General features: G+C 58.8%; 17 protein-coding genes. 12 read left to right on the forward strand and 5 right to left on the reverse strand.

From position 1 onward, the window contains the following. Nucleotides 1-197 precede the first annotated feature (197 nt). The 4 genes from ACA059_RS07155 to ACA059_RS07170 all read left to right on the forward strand — a co-directional run bounded on the left by ACA059_RS07155 (nucleotide 198) and on the right by ACA059_RS07170 (nucleotide 5,509). Nucleotides 198-1,802 (forward strand): response regulator, encoded by a 1,605-nt coding sequence (locus ACA059_RS07155; RefSeq protein WP_497633237.1) that lies wholly within the window; start codon nucleotides 198-200, stop codon nucleotides 1,800-1,802. Next, on the forward strand, nucleotides 1,799-2,491 hold the full coding sequence (locus tag ACA059_RS07160) for a sensor histidine kinase (protein WP_140676506.1): 693 nt from the start codon (nucleotides 1,799-1,801) through the stop codon (nucleotides 2,489-2,491). The genes ACA059_RS07155 and ACA059_RS07160 overlap by 4 nt, the downstream gene beginning before the upstream one ends. 335 nt (nucleotides 2,492-2,826) lie before the next feature. Next, the gene (locus ACA059_RS07165; RefSeq protein WP_497634634.1) at nucleotides 2,827-4,068 is read left to right on the forward strand and encodes a glutamine synthetase family protein; all 1,242 of its coding nucleotides are present in this window, start codon (nucleotides 2,827-2,829) and stop codon (nucleotides 4,066-4,068) included. Between the two features lie 70 nt (nucleotides 4,069-4,138). Next, nucleotides 4,139-5,509, forward strand: coding sequence for an MFS transporter (locus tag ACA059_RS07170; protein ID WP_461999576.1), 1,371 nt, complete (start codon nucleotides 4,139-4,141; stop codon nucleotides 5,507-5,509). 70 nt (nucleotides 5,510-5,579) lie between these two features. Here the strand turns inward: ACA059_RS07170 and ACA059_RS07175 are convergent, their stop codons facing one another. The 4 genes from ACA059_RS07175 to flgA all read right to left on the reverse strand — a co-directional run bounded on the left by ACA059_RS07175 (nucleotide 5,580) and on the right by flgA (nucleotide 8,173). Next, nucleotides 5,580-6,326: a flagellar brake protein gene (locus tag ACA059_RS07175; RefSeq protein ID WP_223432459.1), complete on the reverse strand. Its 747-nt coding sequence runs from the start codon at nucleotides 6,324-6,326 to the stop codon at nucleotides 5,580-5,582. A 92-nt stretch (nucleotides 6,327-6,418) separates the two neighbouring features. Next, nucleotides 6,419-6,886: a flagella synthesis protein FlgN gene (locus tag ACA059_RS07180; protein ID WP_074879179.1), complete on the reverse strand. Its 468-nt coding sequence runs from the start codon at nucleotides 6,884-6,886 to the stop codon at nucleotides 6,419-6,421. A gap of 48 nt (nucleotides 6,887-6,934) precedes the next feature. Next, complete coding sequence (flgM, locus tag ACA059_RS07185) at nucleotides 6,935-7,261, reverse strand: flagellar biosynthesis anti-sigma factor FlgM (RefSeq protein WP_497633238.1); 327 nt, start codon at nucleotides 7,259-7,261, stop codon at nucleotides 6,935-6,937. A gap of 150 nt (nucleotides 7,262-7,411) precedes the next feature. Next, nucleotides 7,412-8,173 carry a flagellar basal body P-ring formation chaperone FlgA gene (gene flgA / locus ACA059_RS07190; RefSeq protein ID WP_497633239.1) on the reverse strand — a complete coding sequence of 254 codons (762 nt, stop codon included), beginning with the start codon at nucleotides 8,171-8,173 and terminating at the stop codon, nucleotides 7,412-7,414. 82 nt (nucleotides 8,174-8,255) lie between these two features. Between flgA and ACA059_RS07195 the strand changes: the two genes are divergently transcribed. From ACA059_RS07195 to flgE, 6 genes are all read left to right on the forward strand, one after another. Beyond that, entirely contained in the window at nucleotides 8,256-9,188 is a 933-nt protein-coding gene (locus tag ACA059_RS07195; RefSeq protein ID WP_497633240.1) for a chemotaxis protein CheV, read from the forward strand. A 46-nt stretch (nucleotides 9,189-9,234) separates the two neighbouring features. Continuing rightward, nucleotides 9,235-10,062, forward strand: a complete 828-nt coding sequence (gene cheR, locus ACA059_RS07200) for a protein-glutamate O-methyltransferase CheR (RefSeq protein WP_008147958.1) — start codon at nucleotides 9,235-9,237, stop codon at nucleotides 10,060-10,062. A gap of 403 nt (nucleotides 10,063-10,465) precedes the next feature. Beyond that, nucleotides 10,466-10,873: a flagellar basal body rod protein FlgB gene (flgB, locus tag ACA059_RS07205; protein ID WP_008147960.1), complete on the forward strand. Its 408-nt coding sequence runs from the start codon at nucleotides 10,466-10,468 to the stop codon at nucleotides 10,871-10,873. A gap of 3 nt (nucleotides 10,874-10,876) precedes the next feature. Further along, nucleotides 10,877-11,320, forward strand: a complete 444-nt coding sequence (gene flgC, locus ACA059_RS07210; protein ID WP_046046514.1) for a flagellar basal body rod protein FlgC — start codon at nucleotides 10,877-10,879, stop codon at nucleotides 11,318-11,320. A 15-nt stretch (nucleotides 11,321-11,335) separates the two neighbouring features. Next, on the forward strand, nucleotides 11,336-12,058 hold the full coding sequence (gene flgD, locus ACA059_RS07215) for a flagellar hook assembly protein FlgD (RefSeq protein WP_497633241.1): 723 nt from the start codon (nucleotides 11,336-11,338) through the stop codon (nucleotides 12,056-12,058). A 31-nt stretch (nucleotides 12,059-12,089) separates the two neighbouring features. Next, entirely contained in the window at nucleotides 12,090-13,415 is a 1,326-nt protein-coding gene (gene flgE / locus ACA059_RS07220) for a flagellar hook protein FlgE (RefSeq protein ID WP_497633242.1), read from the forward strand. Between the two features lie 243 nt (nucleotides 13,416-13,658). On the opposite strand, the gene ACA059_RS07225 is transcribed toward flgE, so the two are convergent. After that, on the reverse strand, nucleotides 13,659-16,553 hold the full coding sequence (locus ACA059_RS07225) for a ribonucleoside-diphosphate reductase subunit alpha (RefSeq protein WP_497633243.1): 2,895 nt from the start codon (nucleotides 16,551-16,553) through the stop codon (nucleotides 13,659-13,661). A gap of 739 nt (nucleotides 16,554-17,292) precedes the next feature. Here ACA059_RS07225 and ACA059_RS07230 point away from each other — a divergent pair. Both ACA059_RS07230 and ACA059_RS07235 read left to right on the forward strand, forming a co-directional pair. Further along, the gene (locus ACA059_RS07230; protein ID WP_497633244.1) at nucleotides 17,293-18,006 is read left to right on the forward strand and encodes a response regulator; all 714 of its coding nucleotides are present in this window, start codon (nucleotides 17,293-17,295) and stop codon (nucleotides 18,004-18,006) included. After that, nucleotides 18,003-19,613 (forward strand): ATP-binding protein, encoded by a 1,611-nt coding sequence (locus tag ACA059_RS07235; protein WP_497633245.1) that lies wholly within the window; start codon nucleotides 18,003-18,005, stop codon nucleotides 19,611-19,613. Before ACA059_RS07230 ends, ACA059_RS07235 begins: the two co-directional genes overlap by 4 nt. Nucleotides 19,614-19,645: the final 32 nt, after the last annotated feature.

Here is a 19,645-nt window from a genome sequence, read left to right on the forward strand (position 1 = left end):
TTGCCTTTGGCAAGGGGAAACGCCTCGAATTCAAGTGGGGTGAGGTGCGCTGTAACAAATCAGAGTAATCCCGTTTTTCAATAACACCTTCAAATATTTAGCGCGTACTGAGCGGTATGACTTCTCAAGGGAACGCCACTACTGGCCGATAACCCGAACAGTCATGGTCTTCTTCTTAAATTGCCTGGAAATCTTCGATGCTGTCGTATCACCAAAAGCGTTTTTTGATCGTCGATGATTTCTCGGATTTCCGCAGTTCCGTCAGGTCCATGCTGCGCGAGCTGGGCGTCAAGGATGTCGACACCGCCGATTCCGGTGAGCAGGCGCTGCGGATGTGTTCGCAGAAGGCCTACGATTTCATCCTGCAGGACTTTCACCTGGGCGATGGCAAGAAGAACGGTCAACAGGTGCTTGAAGACCTGATGATCGAGAAGCTGATCAGCCATGAGGCCGTGTTCGTCATGGTCACCGCCGAGACCAGTCAGGCGATGGTGCTCAGTGCGTTGGAACACGAACCCGATGCGTACCTGACCAAACCGTTCAACCGTTCCGGCCTGGCTCAACGCCTGGAGCGGCTGGAGCAACGCAAGACCTTGCTCAAGCCGATTCTGCAGGCCCTTGACCGGGGCAAACCGGTTGAAGTGCTTAATGCCTGCATCGCCCTGTGCAAGCAAGACATCCGCTACTCGCCGTTGTGCCTGCGCTACCGCGCCGATGCCTTGCGCGACCTGAATCAGAACGAGGCGCTGGAGCGTCTCTACGACGGCATCATTGCTGATCGACCGTTGCCGTGGGCGTTTGCCGGGTTGGGCAAGTTGCTGTTCAAGCGTGGCCAGGTCGCTCAGGCCAAAGGCGTCTACGAAAAAGCCCTGAAAGTGTTCCCGATGATGCCGGCGCTCTACGACGGCATGGCCGATGTGTTGGTCGCCGAAGGCGACACCAAGGCGGCCCAGCGTGTGCTGGAAGAGGCGATCCGCTTGTCGCCACTGGCGGTGCGCCGGCAAGCGCTGCTGGGCAAGTTGGCGATGGCCAACGAAGATTTTGAAACCGCCTCCAAAGCCTATCGCCAGGCTGTGGCGCAGGGCGCGCAGTCTCGTTTCAAGGATGCGGAGAGCAACCTTGGCCTGGCCCATGCCTTGATCAGTAAAGGCAGCGAAAAAGGTCTGGATACCCGGACTCGACTGGAAATCAACACAACGCTGAGTGCGGTGGCCAAGGAAAACCCTTCCGACCCGGGTCTGCAGATTCGTGCGCGATTGATGAAAGCCACCAGCCTGCTGCTCAACGATGCCGAAACTGCCGAGAAGCTCACCGAGCAGGCGATGATGCGCCTCGATGGCATGGAACAGTTCATGAGCGCCGAAGCGGCGCTGCTGGTGGCCAAGCAACTGCAGATGCTCGGCCAGGCCAGCGCCGGTGCCTCGATGTTGAAAAACTGCGCGGAAATCTACGGCGATGACCCGACGGTGATGAAGGGCATCGCCAAGTTGACCGACGATCCGACCATCCTCAACTCCGGCAACGCCGCTGCGGACCTCAACCGTCAGGGCGTGCGGGTGTACAAGACCGGCAACCTGGTGGAGGCGCGGCAGGTGTTCCGTAAAGCCCTGGCGCTGCAACCCAAGAACATCAGCATCGCGCTGAACATGGCGCAGTCGCTGCTGCACGGCACCGACACCAATGTCCCTTCGGCGGAGCTGGAGGAATGTCGGACGTGCCTGAAAATGGTCGGCCTGATGCCCGACACCGATGCGCGTTTTCCCCGTTATCAGAAGTTGCGAAGCAAGGTGTTTGGCGAATGAACGACAGCGAACAGGCACTCGATTTTTCCACGGTGATTGCCTCCACCGTGCACGACATGAAGAACTCCCTGGCGATGCTGATGCAGGCCCACAGCCAATGGTTGGCGCGCTTGCCGGATCCGCAGCACCACACCCCGGAGCAGGGCGTGATCGAATTCGAGTTCGCGCACCTCAATGGCATGCTCGTGCAGTTGCTGGGGTTGTACAAACTCGGGGTCAACCAGATGCCGTTGCAACCGGCCTACCATGAACTGGATGACTTCATCGAAGCGCAATTGGCCTGCCACCAGGACGTGTTCGCCAGTCGCGGCATCATGGCGACCTATGAAGTGGACCCGTTGAGCCCTCTGGGTTTTTTCGACCGGGAGCTGATTGCTTCGGTGCTGGGCAACAGCATCAACAACGCCATTCGTTACGCCCGCCACGCGGTGTTGATCAGTGTCAGCGATGAAGCCGGGCAACTGGTGCTGACCGTCAACGACGATGGCGAGGGTTATCCACCCGAGATGATCGAGCGTCAGGCCGATTACGTGCAGGGCATCAACCACAGCAGCGGAAGCACTGGCCTGGGCCTGTACTTTGCCGGGCGGATTGCCGCACTCCATCAACGCAACGGCGTGGGCGGACGCACCGAAATCAGCAATGGCGGCCCGCTGGGTGGCGGGGTGTTCAGCCTTTACCTCCCCTGATGGGAACGTCCCCCGTAGGAGCTGGCAAAGCCTGCGGTCTTTTGATCTTGCCTTTAAACAGCAAAGTCAAAAGATCGCAGGCTTCGCCAGCTCCTACTGGATTGTGGTGTCCGTAAATCAGAGGTGTTCAGCCAATGACTTTCTTTTTGTGCGCTGCTTGATATTCCGAACAGGCGGAGCCTATTTTGTACGGGTCGCCGTTCGCGGCTCGCACACCAACAAAGGATTGCGTCATGACAACCGATGGCCATCGCTCACTCGCACAGCGATTGACGGGCATTGATGAGATTGAATGTGTCACGCCGGATTTGAATGGCGTACCCCGTGGCAAGGTAATGACCGCCGAAGGCTTTCTCGAGGGGCGGCGTTTGCAGATGGCGCGGGGGGTGCTGCTGCAATGCATCATGGGCGGATATCCGCCAGCGCGCTTTTACGGCAGCGATGATGGCGACCTGGCGCTGGTGCCCGACCCTGCACAGATCCATCGCTTGCCGTGGAGCCAGCAGCCGCGAGCCTTGGCCATTTGCGATGCGGACGAGCTGACAGGCGAAAGCTCGTCTCTGTCGACCCGCGGCCAACTCAAAGCCGTGATCGCGCGTTACGCGGCCCTCGGCCTGGCGCCGGTGGTGGCGACCGAGCTGGAATTTTTTGTGTTTGCGCCCAACAACGATCCGACTCAACCGTTCCAGCCGCCGCTGGGCCTGGACGGTCGTCGCGAAGACGGCCATTCGGCGTTCAGTATCAGTTCCAATAATGGTTTGCGGCCGTTCTTCAGCGAAGTCTACGCCTGCATGGCGGCCCTGGGCCTGCCGCGCGATACCTTCATGCACGAGATGGGCGTCAGCCAGTTCGAGATCAATCTGCTGCACGGCGATCCGCTGCTGCTGGCCGACCAGACTCTCCTGTTCAAACATCTGCTTAAAGAAGTCGCGCTCAAGCATGGCCTGACCGTGGTTTGCATGGCCAAGCCGCTGGCGCACACGCCGGGCAGTTCGATGCATATTCACCAGAGCATCATCGAGATCGGCAGCGGGCGTAACGTGTTCAGCGACAAGGCTGGAGAGCCGACCGCGACCTTCCGTCATTTCATCGCGGGTCAGCAGGCCGGCATGGCGGATTTCACCGCGTTGTTCGCACCGAACGTGAACTCGTATCAGCGCTTGTGCCATCCCTACGCATCACCGAATAATGCCTGCTGGTCCCACGACAACCGTGCGGCCGGATTGCGTATTCCAGCCAGTTCGCCCGCCGCTCGTCGGGTCGAGAACCGCTTGCCGGGGGCTGATGCAAATCCTTACCTGGCGATCGCCGCCAGCCTTGCCGCAGGGTTGTATGGCATTGAACACAAACTGGAGCCTAGCGAGCCGATCCAGGGTGAGTTCGAAGTGCCGGACAATCTTTCGTTGCCGTGTACCTTGCATGCTGCTCTTGAGCGTCTGAAACGTAGCCAATTGGCGAAGGAACTGTTTGGCAAGGAGTTCATCGAAGGCTACATCGCCTCGAAGACCATGGAGTTGACCAGCTTCTTTGATGAAATTACTCCCTGGGAGCGGCGTGTTTTAGCGGCCCAGGCCTGACGATCCATCGTCTTCGGGCTATCTTTTCGGGTAGCCCGATTCTCACTGCAAGGAGCCGCTCGGAACGCCGATGCGCCAAATCTGGAAACCCTTTCGAGCGCTTTATTTTGCCTCGCTGATGATGTTGATCGGCTCTGGCCTGTTGAGTACTTACCTGGCCTTGCGCCTGGCCGCCGACCACGTCGACAGCCTGTGGGTCGGTGCGTTGATGGCAGCCAACTATTGCGGCCTGGTGCTGGGTGGCAAGATCGGCCACCGGCTGATTGCCCGGGTCGGGCATATTCGCGCCTATTCAGCCTGCGCCGGGATTGTCGGCGCGGCGGTGCTGGGCCATGGCCTGGTGGACTGGTTGCCTGCCTGGATCTTCCTGCGGGTGATTGTCGGCCTCGGCATGATGTGCCAGTACATGGTCATCGAAAGCTGGCTCAATGAGCAGGCCGAAGCGTCGCAGCGCGGCACGGTGTTCAGCGGCTACATGATCGCCTCGTACCTGGGGCTGGTGCTGGGTCAGTTGATTCTGGTCATGCACCCGGGCCTGGGTCTTGAGCTGCTGATGCTGGTCGCCTTGTGCTTCGCGCTGTGCCTGGTACCGGTGGCCCTGACTCGCCGGATTCACCCGGCGCCGTTGCACCCGGCACCGATGGAGCCGCGGTTCTTCATCAAACGCGTGCCGCAGTCGTTGAGCACGGTGCTGGGGGCGGGGCTGATCATTGGTTCGTTCTACGGTCTGGCACCGCTGTATGCCTCACAGCAGGGGTTGTCCACGGAGCAGGTCGGTCTGTTCATGGGTAGCTGCATTTTTGCGGGCTTGCTGGTGCAATGGCCGTTGGGCTGGCTGTCCGACCGTTATGACCGGGCGCTGTTGATCCGCTGTTTTGCGCTGGTCCTGGCGCTTACCGCGTTGCCGCTGGCAATCATGCAACAGGTACCGCTGGAGATTTTGTTTATCACCGGGTTCTGCTGTTCGCTGGTGATGTTCTGCCTCTATCCGCTGGCGGTGGCATTCTCCAACGACCACGTCGAAGGTGATCGTCGGGTGTCCCTGACAGCGATGCTGTTGGTGACCTACGGTGTCGGCGCCAGTATCGGGCCGCTGGTGGCCGGGGTGCTGATGAAGCTGTTCGGCAGCCACATGCTCTATGCCTTCTTCAGCTTCTTCGCGTTGGTGCTGGTGTGGCGAATTCGCCCGAAAGCGGTGACCAACCTGCATGTGGTCGACGATGCGCCGCTGCATCACGTCGCCATGCCGGACAGTATGTCGAGTTCGCCGTTGGTGGCTTGCCTTGACCCCCGTGTCGATGAGCAGGTGGTTCAGGATCAGATGCAGAACCCGATCAACCCTGAGCCGGACCCGGAACCTGAATCAGAGCCCGAAACCGATCCGCCGCCCGAAGACCCTGATGCACCTCGCGAGCAAAGTTTTACCGAGGCCAGGCCTTAAGCATAAAAACACCGCATAAAAAAACGGGCAGTCACCGCAAGGGACTGCCCGTTTCTATTGACGCGCCTTATTACATGTCGTCTTTATCGAAGCGCCGCGCTTCGCGCTGAAGCTGATAGACGAACCGCTCGACCTGCCGCTGCACCAGCCCGCTCATGTTGTGAAAGCGTACGCCGGCGAAGGTGGTGGAGATTCTTTCTTCGAAGTGCAGGTAACGCAGCTCGACGGGTGCCGTCATGTTGCCAAAGGGCAGGGCGGCGATGAAGCGGTCATAGACCTGGCCCAGTTGCAGGCTGCCCGTGATGTCGCCTTCGAAGCGCAACTTGCAGCCGGTGGCGGAGATGTCCAATAGCTTGCCGCTGATCGGCGACTTGAGCTTTTCACCGCCCAGATCGACGTTGACCAGTTGTGCCAGCTTCAATGCTGCGCGGAATGCATTACGACGCTGGTGGTAAACCACCTCGGCGGGCAGGGCGCCACGGTAGCAGCGACCGCCACCGGATTCGTCGATGGTCAACGGGCCGTTGCTTTCCCAGGCAATACGCACGCCGTCGTGAAAGCCTTCGACCTTGAACGGTTCGCCGGCCAGCAGGAAGCGTTCACCGTCGCGGGGAATCATTTCGTCCAGGGCAATCATGTTGCTGTCACGGTCAATGTCCACCAGATAACTCTGGAAGCGCTGGCTGCGCTCATGGAACGTGATGATCAGCGGATCATGGCTGTCTTGCAGCTGGCGCAGGTTGCCGGAGATCTCCAACGGCGTGGTGAGCACCTTGGGTGGCTGCGGAGCATCTTCCGCGCTTAAGGCATTGAACACGGTTCATCAATCTCCAGACAAAATATGACTACTACTGGCTAGCATATTGCCAGCATGTTTCGCGTCTTGATAGTGCGCACTTTTCAGCAGCCTCAAGCCTGACTGAGCGGGCGCGGCTTCGCAAGCATGGAGGTTGATCCGCGTGCATCATAGAGCGCTGGCGGCTCGCCGCCGTTGAGGATTTTCAGCTGATTGGCCGTCGCGGCCTGCTGCACCAGGATCGACTGGCCATTCTTGACGTTGGCCGCCTGGCACTGAGCCAGAAGATCGGTCAATACATCACTCTGCTCCAACAGCTGATCGCCAATGCTCGAATGGCTGGCAAGTTGCTCCAGTCCATCGCGATTGGTCGGCAGGTTGAGGCTGGCGAGGATTTCACTGCGCTTGCGGCCATGCTGATCGAGCAAAATGATCAATGCCTGTTTCTGCGCCAGAATCTCTTCGAGCAGTGGCATGTCGCGACCGTGCAAGGCGAGGGACTCGGTTTGCAGTAACTCCAGCAAGTGCTGTGCTGGAGCGAAATCGTCGGTGATCAGTTGCAGTAAATTAGTGTCGTGCATGGCTGGCCTTGGGTTTTAAGCGTCCAAAAGCCTGGCGCAGGCCTTGGCCTAGCGCTGGGCTTCGAAGTTGAGCAGTTTGCTGGCTACACGGTTGCTGTCGACTTTGTAGCTGCCATCGGCAATCGCTGCTTTCAACTCGGCCACGCGGGCGTTGTCGACGGCAGGCTGATCGCGCAGCTTGTCAGTGACCTTCTGCAACTGTTGAGCCTCATTGCTGAGATGTACCGATTCCCCGCTTTTGACGGTACTGGCCTGTTCGGCCGGGGTATTCAGCGGCGTGGATTTGCCGGCTTCGGCGGTTTCCTTTGCTGCGCTGGTACGTGTACTACCGGTAAGTGACGAGGAACTGTTCAAACGGCTGAAATCGATGACCATGACAAAAAACCTCTGGGTATTTGGACGCTTGCCATGTTTTCGGCCATACCCGGAAAAACTTTAGGCCCAATTATCAATGAGCTTGCGCGCGTCAGCGCTTGCCCTGCATAGGGCACAGTCTAGGGAACAGTCGAGCGGCGCGCCAGTGTTCTACATGGCCACTTCCACCTGGCCGGGTGCGGTGACTTGCGCCTTGATGACCCGCTGGGAGTTGAGGTTTTTCACCCGAATCTGTTCGCGCAAGCCGCCGTTGGACAGCGCTTCACCCGGCATGCGCACGCTCAGCGTTCCACTGCGGGCGGTAATCACCACCTGGTCGCCCTTGCTGATGACTTCTGCCTGTTCAATGTGCACCAGGGTCATGACCTGGTCGGCGACCATTGGTCGGGTAAGCTTCTGCCCAATCGCCTGGTCGACGGAAGTCAGGTAACCCTGGCTGATCAGACTGATGTCACGCTCGCGCAGGGTCACATCCTGGGGCTCGACGATACCGGCGCGTCGCAGCGGGCGGGTGGTGGTCACAATGTCGCGAAACAGGCGCACTTGAGCGGGTACGAAGACCGTCCAGGGCGACGCGCCCTCGCAGCGCACCTTGACCGTAACCCGGCCCAGCGGCGTGGCCGGGCTCTCCAGGGACGCTGTCAATTCCTTGTCGCACATGGGCATGCGCAGCCGCGGATCAAGCTGCTTGACCTCGATCTCGTAGCGGCCTTCCGTTTGACTGGTCGCCAGATAGTCTTCTACGGTGAATTCAAGAAAGCCCTGAGTGACGCCGATAAGCATGTCAGGCAAGGTAACCGCGTCAGCAAGGGCAGGGCAGCCAGCGTTGAACAGGCAGACGGCCGACACCACGCAAAGCAATTTGCGGGCGTTTGATGTCAGGCGTCGGAAAAATGTCGGTTCTGTGTTCATAAGAGTTAAAAAGCAAGCGCCGTGCCGTTTAGTGATGAATGCGCGTCGCAACACACTTAAGCGTTGGTGTAGGAGTCTGTGCATGGCTGGTGTAATGGATGCGGTAAACCAGCGCACGCAACTGGTAGGGCAGAATCGCCTTGAGCTGTTGTTGTTCCGTCTCGACGGCCAGCAGCTGTATGGGATCAACGTGTTCAAGGTTCGGGAGGTGCTGCAATGCCCGAAACTGACGCTGATGCCAAAATCCAGTCCTGTCGTGTGCGGTGTGGCAAATATTCGGGGGGCGACCATTCCGATTCTTGATCTGGCCATGGCGACCGGTTCCGGTGCGCTGAAAGATCAAAGCAATCCCTTCGTGATCATCACGGAGTACAACACCAAGACCCAGGGTTTCCTGGTGCGGTCGGTGGAACGCATCGTCAACATGAATTGGGAGGAGATTCATCCGCCACCCAAGGGCACGGGACGCGATCATTACCTGACGGCTGTGACTCGGGTCGACAATCAGTTAGTCGAAATCATCGACGTCGAGAAAGTGCTGGCAGAAGTGGCGCCGACACCGGAAGCGATTTCCGTTGGCGTGGTGGATGTCGAAACCCAGCACAAGGCGCTCTCTTTGCGAGTACTGACGGTCGATGACTCGTCGGTGGCGCGCAAGCAAGTGAGCCGTTGCCTTCAAACGGTCGGTGTCGAAGTGGTGGCGTTGAACGACGGTCGGCAAGCGCTGGATTACCTGCGCAAGCTGGTCGACGAGGGCAAGAAGCCGGAAGAAGAGTTCCTGATGATGATTTCCGACATCGAGATGCCGGAGATGGACGGGTACACCCTCACGGCCGAGATCCGCAACGACCCTCGCATGCAAAAGCTTCACATCATCCTGCATACTTCGTTGTCGGGTGTATTCAATCAGGCGATGGTCAAGAAGGTCGGTGCCGATGACTTCCTTGCCAAATTCCGTCCTGATGACCTGGCATCCCGGGTAGTCAACCGGATCAAAGCAGCAGACATCAGCTAGGGGCCTTCTGCCCCTAACGGTTAATACGATTTAAGAGGCGGCATCTTTGTCTACGGGTAATTTGGATTTCGAACAGTTCCGGGTCTTCCTGGAAAAAGCCTGTGGCATTTTGCTCGGTGAAAACAAGCAGTACCTGGTCTCGAGCCGTCTCAACAAACTGATGGAACAGCAAGGCATCAAGTCCTTGGGTGAGCTGGTCCAGCGCATCCAGACCCAGCCGCGCAGCGGTTTGCGCGAGATGGTGGTGGATGCCATGACCACCAACGAAACCCTGTGGTTTCGTGATACCTATCCGTTTGAAGTCTTGAAGAACAAGGTGCTGCCCGCAGCGATCAAGGCCGCCCCTGGCCAGCGTCTGCGGATCTGGTCGGCGGCCTGTTCGTCGGGTCAGGAACCCTATTCGCTGTCGATGTCGATCGATGAGTTCGAGCGCGTGAACATGGGCCAGTTGAAGATGGGCGTGCAGATCGTTGCCACCGACCTGTCCGGCACCATGCTGACCAACTGCAAGACCGGCGAGTACGACAGCCTGGCCATCGGCCGTGGCCTGTCGCCCGAGCGCCTTCAACGTTATTTCGACCCGAAAGGGCCGGGACGCTGGGCCATCAAGGCGCCGATCAAGAGCCGGGTGGAGTTTCGCTCGTTCAACCTGCTGGACAGCTACGCGAGTCTCGGCAAGTTCGACATCGTGTTCTGCCGCAACGTACTGATCTACTTCTCCGCCGAGGTGAAGAAGGACATCCTGTTGCGCATTCACAGCACGTTGAAGCCGGGCGGTTATCTGTTCCTCGGTGCTTCCGAGGCACTGAACGGTTTGCCGGATCATTACCAGATGGTCCAGTGCAGCCCGGGGATCATTTACCAGGCGAAGTGATTCGTTGGCGTCATCAAAAAAAAGGGAGTCCTCAGGGGCTCCCGTTTTTTTTGCCAGCTCATTCCTCAAACCCACCGCCCATTCCCTGTAGGAGCGAGCCCCGTGGCGAGGGGATTTATCCCCGTTGGGCTGCGAAGCGGCCCCGGCATTTCAAAGTAAAACCGCGTTTACGACTGCTTCGCAGCCGAACGGGGATAAATCCCCTCGCCACGGGGTCAGGTGGTGTTCTACAGACCGTGTAAAGCGGCAGAAAAGCGGCAGGCGGCGGAAATCGGTTGCCGCTTTTCTGGCATTGCCACATTGCCACTGCCCGCAAAGCCCCGGTTTACGGCCTTTTTTTCAATTGGCACGACGCTTGCTATGTCCATGTTACGAAAAATCAGGTCACCCGAAGGTTTCCGACATGAGCATCAGCTTCGATAAAGCGCTCGGTATCCACGAACAAGCCCTGGGCTTCCGCGCTCAGCGTGCCGAAGTCCTGGCCAACAACATCGCCAACGCCGACACCCCGAACTACAAGGCTCGGGATCTGGACTTCTCCAAAGTGCTCGCCGCACAGAACGAGAAGACCAAGAGCGGATCTTTCGCCTTGAACATGACCAACAGCCGTCATATCGAAGCCGAAGGCCTGGGCAATGGCGACGAGTCGCTGATGTATCGCACGCCGATGCAACCGTCGATCGACCAGAACACCGTGGACGCCCAGCTGGAACAGTCGAACTACGCGGAAAACGCGGTCAACTTCCAGGCCAGCTTCACCCTGCTCAACAGCAAATTCAAAGGGCTGGTGTCAGCCCTTCGTGGAGAGTAAGTCATGTCTCTAGCCAGTGTTTTCAACATTGCCGGTAGCGGCATGAGTGCCCAGACCACTCGCTTGAACACCGTCGCCAGTAACATCGCCAACGCCGAGACCGTCTCGTCGAGCATCGACCAGACCTACCGTGCACGGCACCCGGTATTCGCCACCATGTTCCAGGGCGGTCAGAGCGGCGGCAGCGATTCGCTGTTCCAGAACCAGGACGCGGCCGGTCAAGGCGTGCAAGTGCTGGGCGTGGTCGAAGACCAGAGCAACCTTGAGGCGCGCTACGAGCCGAACCATCCGGCGGCCGACGCCAAGGGCTACGTCTACTACCCGAACGTCAACGTGGTGGAAGAAATGGCTGACATGATTTCCGCGAGCCGTTCGTTCCAGACCAACGCCGAAATGATGAATACCGCCAAAACCATGATGCAGAAGGTCCTGACCCTCGGTCAGTGATAAGGGGCGACTCAGATGAGTGTTACCGATACCACCAGTGGTTTGAGCCTCAAGGACATCCTGGCCAACTCCTCGATCAAGACCAACACCAGTGCCGACGGCCTGGCGGCGGCAACGAACAGCGCCACCGGCAAAAAGGCCCTGGGCAAGGACGCGTTCATGCAGTTGCTGGTGACGCAACTGAAAAACCAGAATCCGCTGGAACCGCAGGACAACGGCGAGTTCGTCGCCCAGTTGGCCCAGTTCAGTAGCCTGGAAGGCATCACCACGCTCAACGATACCGTCAGTGGCCTGGCAAGCAATTACAACTCGTCCCAGGCATTGCAGGCATCGTCGCTGGTCGGGCGTTCGGTTATTGCACCGGGCGACAAGTCGGTGGTCGATACCTCCAAGAGTTTCAGCGGCACCATTGCCGTACCGGCGTCGGTGGACCCGGTCAAGGTCAAGATCACCGATGCCGATGGCAAGGTTGTCCGCACCATCGACCTGGGCAGCGAGGTCGCCGGTACTTCCACTTTCATCTGGGACGGCAAAAACGATGCAGGCGAAGTGGCCAAGGCGGGTACCTATACCTTCGGCGCTACGGCGACCTACGACGGCAAGGCGACCTCGCTGGTGACGTACCTGCCGGCCACCGTCAACAGCGTGACCATCAGCCAGACGGGCGGCGAGTTGATGCTCAACCTGGCCGGGGCCGGCAGCATCGCCCTGTCCAAAGTACAAACTATTGGTATGTAGAGCCGACTAACACGGCACAAAGGAGTGGAATATGTCTTTCAATATCGGCCTTAGCGGTCTCTATGCAGCCAACAAACAACTGGACGTGACCGGCAACAACATCGCCAACGTCGCGACCACCGGTTTCAAATCGTCCCGTGCGGAATTCGAAGACGTTTACTCGGCTACCAAGCTGGGTTCCGGCAGCAAAACCATCGGTAACGGTGTGCGCCTGGCCAACGTTTCCCAGCAGTTCACTCAGGGCGACGTCAACAACACCGGCAACGTGCTGGACATGGGTATCAACGGTTCCGGCTTCTTCGTGCTGAGCGAGAACGGTTCGATGTCCTACACCCGTGCCGGTACGTTTAAGGTCGACAAGGACGGTTACGTCACCAATAGCGATGGGTCTGCGCGTCTGCAGGGTTATGGCGTGGATGCCAATGGCAAGATCCTCAATGGCGTTTTGACTGACCTGCGCATCGATACTTCGAACCTGGCGCCAAAAAACACCTCCACGGTTTCGTCGACGATCAACCTGAACTCCACAGCTCCCATCATCAACCAGACTACCAATCCGTTTGACCCGTCCAAGGAAGCGTCCTTCACCAAGCAGTTCAGTACCCCGATTTACGATACCCAGGGTAACCAGCACATCATGGATCAATTCATGGTCAAGACGGGTGACAACACCTGGAAGACCTACACCCTGATCGAGGGTCGCAACCCGGATGGCAGCGATCCTACTCTTGCCGCTTCCCTTCCAGTCGCTTCAACCATGAACTTCGACAGCTCCGGCAAGCTGACTTCGGTCACCACACCGGTTGTTCCAGCGACCGTTCCGCCATCCGTGACAACCAGCCCTGACCTGAAGGTCACCGGCTGGATTCCGGGTACCGTGACCAATGGCACGTTCAAGGCCAACGGCGCTGCCTCCGGCGTCATTACGGTCTCCATGGACAAAACCACGCAGTACAACGCTGACACCGCGCGTTCGATTCCTTCGCAGAACGGCTACGCCACTGGCCAGATCACCAACCTGACCATCGACACCAGCGGTGTCATGCTGGCCAACTTCAGCAACAGCCAGACCAAGCCCATCGGCCAGATCTCGCTCGCCAGCTTCACCAACGAACAAGGTTTGCAACCGGTAGGCGGCACCAGTTGGAAAGAAACCTATTCGTCGGGTATCCCGGGCTACGATGCGCCGAACACCGGTACCTTGGGCGAGATCCACTCCAACTCCCTGGAAGAGTCCAACGTCAACCTGACCAATGAACTGGTCGACCTGATCAAGGCGCAGAGCAACTACCAGGCGAACGCCAAGACTATCTCGACTCAGAGCACCATCATGCAGACCATCATTCAGATGACCTGATGCGGGTTGGCTGAAAGCGCTGCACAAAGAGCCCCTCAATCGAGGGGCTTTTTTTGTGGGCTGGATAAAGATCAAAAGATCGCAGCCTCGTTGCACTCGACAGCTCCTACAGGTGAACGCGGTTTTATGTAGGAGCTGTCGAGTGTAACGAGGCTGCGATCTTTTGATCCTGCTTCCTCGGAGGCAAAAGAAAACCCCCGACAATCCAGAGGACTGTCGGGGGTTTCGGGTTACCGGCTCAGCTTATTGGCAAGCTTCGCAATCCGGCTCGTCGATGGCGCAAGCCTTCGGCACTGGAGCAGGGCCGGCAGGTGCTGCCAGGACCGAATCTTCACCGTGGTTGCCGCCGCTGGAAACAGCGTTCAGCTTGCCGGTGTTGATAGTCGACTTCTCGGTGCTGGTCGCGGCCAGGGCACGGAGGTAGTAAGTGGTTTTCAGACCACGGTACCAGGCCATGCGGTAGGTCACGTCCAGCTTCTTGCCCGATGCGCCAGCAATGTACAGGTTCAGCGATTGAGCCTGGTCGATCCACTTCTGACGACGGCTTGCCGCGTCAACGATCCACTTGGTGTCCACTTCGAAGGCAGTCGCGTAGAGCTCTTTGAGTTCTTGCGGGATGCGCTCGATCTGTTGCACCGAACCGTCGTAGTACTTCAGGTCGTTGATCATGACCGAGTCCCACAGACCGCGAGCTTTCAGGTCGCGAACCAGGTACGGGTTGATCACGGTGAATTCGCCCGACAGGTTCGATTTCACGTAGAGGTTCTGGTAGGTCGGTTCGATCGACTGCGATACGCCAGTGATGTTGGCGATGGTCGCGGTCGGTGCGATGGCCATGATGTTGGAGTTACGAATGCCTTTCTGCACACGGGCACGAACCGGTGCCCAGTCCAGGGATTCGTTCAGGTCAACGTCGATGTACTTCTGGCCACGTTGCTCGATCAGGATCTGTTGCGAATCCAGCGGCAGGATGCCTTTGGACCACAGCGAACCCTGGAACGTCTCGTAGGCGCCGCGCTCGTCGGCCAGATCGCAGGAAGCCTGGATCGCGTAGTAGCTGACCGCTTCCATCGACTTGTCGGCGAACTCGACGGCAGCGTCGGAACCGTACGGAATGTGCTGCAGGTACAAAGCGTCCTGGAAGCCCATGATGCCCAGACCGACCGGACGGTGCTTGAAGTTGGAGTTCTTCGCTTGTGGCACCGAGTAGTAGTTGATGTCGATAACGTTATCGAGCATGCGAACGGCGGTGTTCACGGTGCGTTCCAGCTTGGCGGTGTCGAGCTTGCCGTTGGTGATGTGGTTCGGCAGGTTGATCGAGCCCAGGTTGCAAACGGCGATTTCGTCCTTGTTGGTGTTCAAGGTGATCTCGGTGCACAGGTTCGAGCTGTGAACCACGCCGACGTGCTGCTGCGGGCTGCGCAGGTTGCACGGGTCTTTGAAAGTCAGCCATGGGTGGCCGGTTTCAAACAGCATGGACAGCATTTTGCGCCACAGGTCTTTGGCCTGGATGGTCTTGAACAGCTTGATCTTGCCCGGGTACTGCGACAGGGCTTCGTAGTACTCGTAACGCTCTTCGAAGGCTTTGCCGGTCAGGTCGTGCAGATCCGGTACTTCGGATGGCGAGAACAGGGTCCACGGGCCGTCATCGAAGACGCGCTTCATGAACAGGTCAGGGATCCAGTTGGCCGTGTTCATGTCGTGGGTACGACGACGATCATCGCCGGTGTTCTTACGCAGTTCGATGAACTCTTCGATGTCCATGTGCCAGGTTTCCAGGTAGGCACAGACAGCGCCTTTGCGCTTGCCACCCTGGTTAACGGCGACGGCGGTGTCGTTTACTACTTTCAGGAACGGGACAACGCCCTGGGATTTGCCGTTGGTGCCCTTGATGTACGAACCCAGTGCACGAACCGGGGTCCAGTCGTTGCCCAGGCCGCCTGCAAATTTCGACAACATGGCGTTGTCGTGGATTGCGTGGTAGATGCCCGACAGGTCATCCGGCACGGTGGTCAGGTAGCAACTCGACAGCTGTGGACGCAGGGTGCCGGCGTTGAACAGGGTCGGGGTCGACGACATGTAGTCGAAGGACGACAACAGGTTGTAGAACTCGATCGCACGGTCTTCTTTGTTCTTCTCTTCGATCGCCAGGCCCATGGCCACGCGCATGAAGAAGATTTGCGGCAGTTCGAAGCGGATTCCGTCCTTGTGGATGAAGTAACGGTCGTACAGGGTTTGCAGGCCCAGGTACGTGAACTGCTGATCGCGCTCGTGGTTGATCGCCTTGCCGAGTTTTTCCAGGTCGAAGGTAGCGAGGACCGGGTTCAGCAATTCGAATTGGATACCCTTGGCGATGTACGAAGGCAGGGCCTTGGCGTACAGGTCGACCATTTCGTGGTGAGTCGCGCTCTCGGCGACTTCCAGGAAGTTCAGGCCTTCGGCACGCAGGGTGTCCATCAGCAGGCGGGCGGTCACGAACGAGTAGTTCGGCTCACGCTCGACCAGCGTACGGGCGGTCATCACCAACGCGGTGTTGACGTCGGTCAGTGCCACGCCGTCGTACAGGTTTTTCAGGGTTTCGCGCTGGATCAGGTCGCCGTCGACTTCTGCAAGGCCTTCGCACGCTTCGGTAACGATGGTGTTCAGGCGGCCCATGTCCAGAGGAGCAAAGGTGCCATCGGCGCGGGTGATGCGGATCGACGGGTGAGCGTTGACTGCTTCTTCGGCCGGTGCGTGGGCGGCGCGTTCTTTCGAACGACCGTCACGGTAGATCACGTAGTCGCGTGCCACTTTCTGCTCGCCAGCACGCATCAGGGCCAGTTCGACCTGGTCCTGGATTTCTTCGATGTGGATCGTGCCGCCCGATGGCATGCGACGCTTGAAGGTCGCGGTGACTTGTTCGGTCAGACGGGCAACGGTGTCGTGGATTCGCGACGAAGCGGCAGCGGTGCCGCCCTCAACTGCGAGAAACGCTTTGGTGATGGCGACGGTAATCTTGTCATCGGTGTAAGGAACGACAGTGCCGTTACGCTTGATCACGCGCAGTTGGCCAGGCGCGGTGGCGGACAGATCCGAAGTCGAATCAGCGGCCTGCGGCAAGGTGCCCTGCGGGTTCTCGCGAGTTGTGTCGGTTTGCATGGGGGGTTGTCTCCACATTCTCTATGTTTGTTTGGGCACCATCTGGGTGCCCACCGTTCCGTCCTGAAGCACTACAACCGGCGAGGGGCCGGGCATACCAACTTCGGGACAGATCAGGAAGGGGCAATTGGGGCGCCGCTTCCATGCCGAAGTCTTTGGTCCCAGGCCTTGAACCTGAAACCGGGATCCTTTTGGGTGACAGTAATTGACTGCAACACCCGTACCGTTAACGCCGTTTTCGGCTCAAAAACAGTAGCCATCCGCACGCGCGGTTTGGTCTTTCGAAAATACGTTTGGTTCAACCGGACAGAGGCAATAAAAGCGCTTGAAATCGGTGTCTGGTTTGTGTTTGGTTTTTTACGCAAAACCCTACATGTAGGGTTTTTTTGGCGCCGGGGTACAAGATAATGCGTTTTGGGGGGTGTTGCAACGTACTACCTGTGGATAAACCTGTGCGTAAATTGTGTGTGAAAGGTGGAACGGGCGTGTAGGCCGCGACCTAGCTGGAGCGGACCGTTTTTCACTGATTTTCACCGATTGAAAACAGTCGCTCGGGTTTTTAAGGGCGCGAACCCTATCACAAAAATCCGGGTTGTCCGAACGCATTTACCGGCTTGTGTTCTTGGCGAGCGGCGTTTATACAATCGGCCAATGCAGATGCATTCTTATCCTCCCCAATCATTACAAAAAGACGGGTGGATCCTTCCTTATTAAGTGTTGTTGGCAAGCAGAGGTCACCGTGGAGCAAGAAGCCTGGCAGGTATTGATTGTCGAGGACGACCAGCGTCTGGCCGAACTGACCCGCGACTACCTGGAAGCCAATGGTCTGCGCGTATCGATCGAGGGCAACGGCGCCCTGGCCGCGGCACGGATCATCAAGGAGAAACCGGACCTGGTGATCCTCGACCTCATGTTGCCGGGCGAAGATGGCCTGAGCATCTGCCGCAAGGTCCGCGACAAGTATGATGGCCCGATCCTGATGCTCACCGCCCGCACCGACGACACCGATCAAATTCTTGGCCTGGACCTGGGCGCCGACGACTACGTGTGCAAACCGGTTCGCCCCCGTCTGCTGCTGGCACGCATCCAGGCCCTGTTGCGACGCAGTGAAACTCCTGAAGTGGCGCCGGAAAAACAACGGCGTCTGCAGTTCGGTCCCTTGGTGGTCGACAACGCATTGCGCGAAGCCTGGCTGAACGACAACGGCATCGAACTGACCAGCGCCGAGTTCGACCTGCTCTGGCTGCTGGTGGCCAACGCCGGGCGCATTCTGTCCCGGGAAGAGATTTTCACTGCATTGCGCGGCATTGGCTATGACGGCCAGGACCGTTCCATCGACGTGCGCATCTCGCGCATTCGCCCAAAAATCGGCGATGACCCGGAGCATCCGCGGCTGATCAAGACCGTTCGCAGCAAAGGTTATCTGTTCGTTCCTGAAGCCTGCACGCTGTGAACTCGATCTTCCTGCGCATCTATGGCGGCATGTGCGCGGCGCTGATTCTGGTGGCGGTACTCGGCGTGCTGGCCTTGCACCTGCTCAACCAGGTGCGCGGCGAGCAATACCGCGAACGCCTGGCCCACGGCACATTCTCGCTGATGGCCGACAATCTGAACCCGATGAACGAAACCGAGCGCCACCGTGCCTTGCTGGTATGGGAGCGGTTGTTGGGGATTCCGCTGGCGCTGAAGACGTTTGCCCAGACCGACCTCGACCTCACCCAGCGCACCCGCGTGCTGCACGGTCAGGCGCTGGTGGAGCAGACCGGTCCGCATGCGGCGAAGGTTTACCGGTTGGTCAGCGACAAGGAACAGCTGGTGCTGACCGGCGAAGTCCAACAGATCAGCGAACAACTGGCCCGGGCGACTATTTACCTGCTGGCCGATGAACTGGTGCGCTACCCGGTGGCCGAGCAGCCCGAGCGCCTGGCGCAGTTGAAGCGCGACAAAGGGTTTGGTTTTGACTTGCGGCTGGTGAAGGTCGAACAGGCGGACATGGACGAGGACCAGAGTCGCCGGGTGTCCGAGGGCGACACGGTGATGGCGCTGGGCAAGGGCGGCGATTCGATCCGGGTGTTTGCCGGCATGGTCGGTACGCCGTGGGTGCTGGAAATCGGCCCGTTGTATCAGATGAATCCTTATCCGCCGGAGTGGCTGGTACTGATTGCCGCCCTGGGTTTGAGCCTGATCGGTTTGATCGTCTATTTGTTGGTGCGCCAACTTGAGCGCCGCTTGCGTGGCCTGGAAGCGGCCGCCACGCGCATCGCCAAGGGCAGCCTGGAAACCCGCGTGCCGGCACGCGGCGCGGACTCGGTGGGTCGGCTGGCTTCGGCGTTCAACGGCATGGCCGAGCACTTGCAGCAGTTGCTGGCGATTCAGCGTGAGCTGGTGCGCGCCGTGTCTCATGAGCTGCGCACACCCGTGGCGCGGTTGCGATTTGGTCTGGAAATGATCGGCTCGGCCACCACGCCGCAGGCGTTGGAAAAATACTGTGAAGGCATGGACCACGACATCGAGGATCTCGATCGCCTGGTGGACGAGATGCTCACCTACGCACGTCTGGAACAGGGTTCACCGGCGCTGAATTTTCAGCGGATCGATCTGGATGCGTTGGTCAATCAGGTGATCGAAGAACTGGCGCCGTTACGCGCCGAGGTCACGGTGCAGCGCGGTTTGTGTTTGTCCGCCGCTGACAACGACGACGCCTGGGTCGAGGCCGAGCCGCGCTACCTGCACCGGGCGTTGCAGAACCTGGTGAGCAACGCCATGCGCCACGCTCAATCACGGGTGACCGTCAGCTATCAGGTGGGGCAGCAGCGCTGTCGGGTGGATGTCGAGGATGACGGCCCGGGTGTGCCGGAAACGGCCTGGGAGAAGATTTTCACACCATTCCTGCGCCTCGATGACAGCCGCACCCGCGCCTCCGGTGGGCATGGGTTGGGGTTGTCCATCGTGCGGCGAATCATCCATTGGCATGATGGCCGGGCGTTGATCAGCAAGAGCAAAAGCCTGGGCGGGGCGTGTTTCAGCCTAAGCTGGCCGAGGAATCAGGAGAAACGGTGAGATTTTTGGTGTCTGTTCTGGCCTCATCGCGA

The organism is Pseudomonas sp. LBUM1647 (assembly GCF_059716175.1).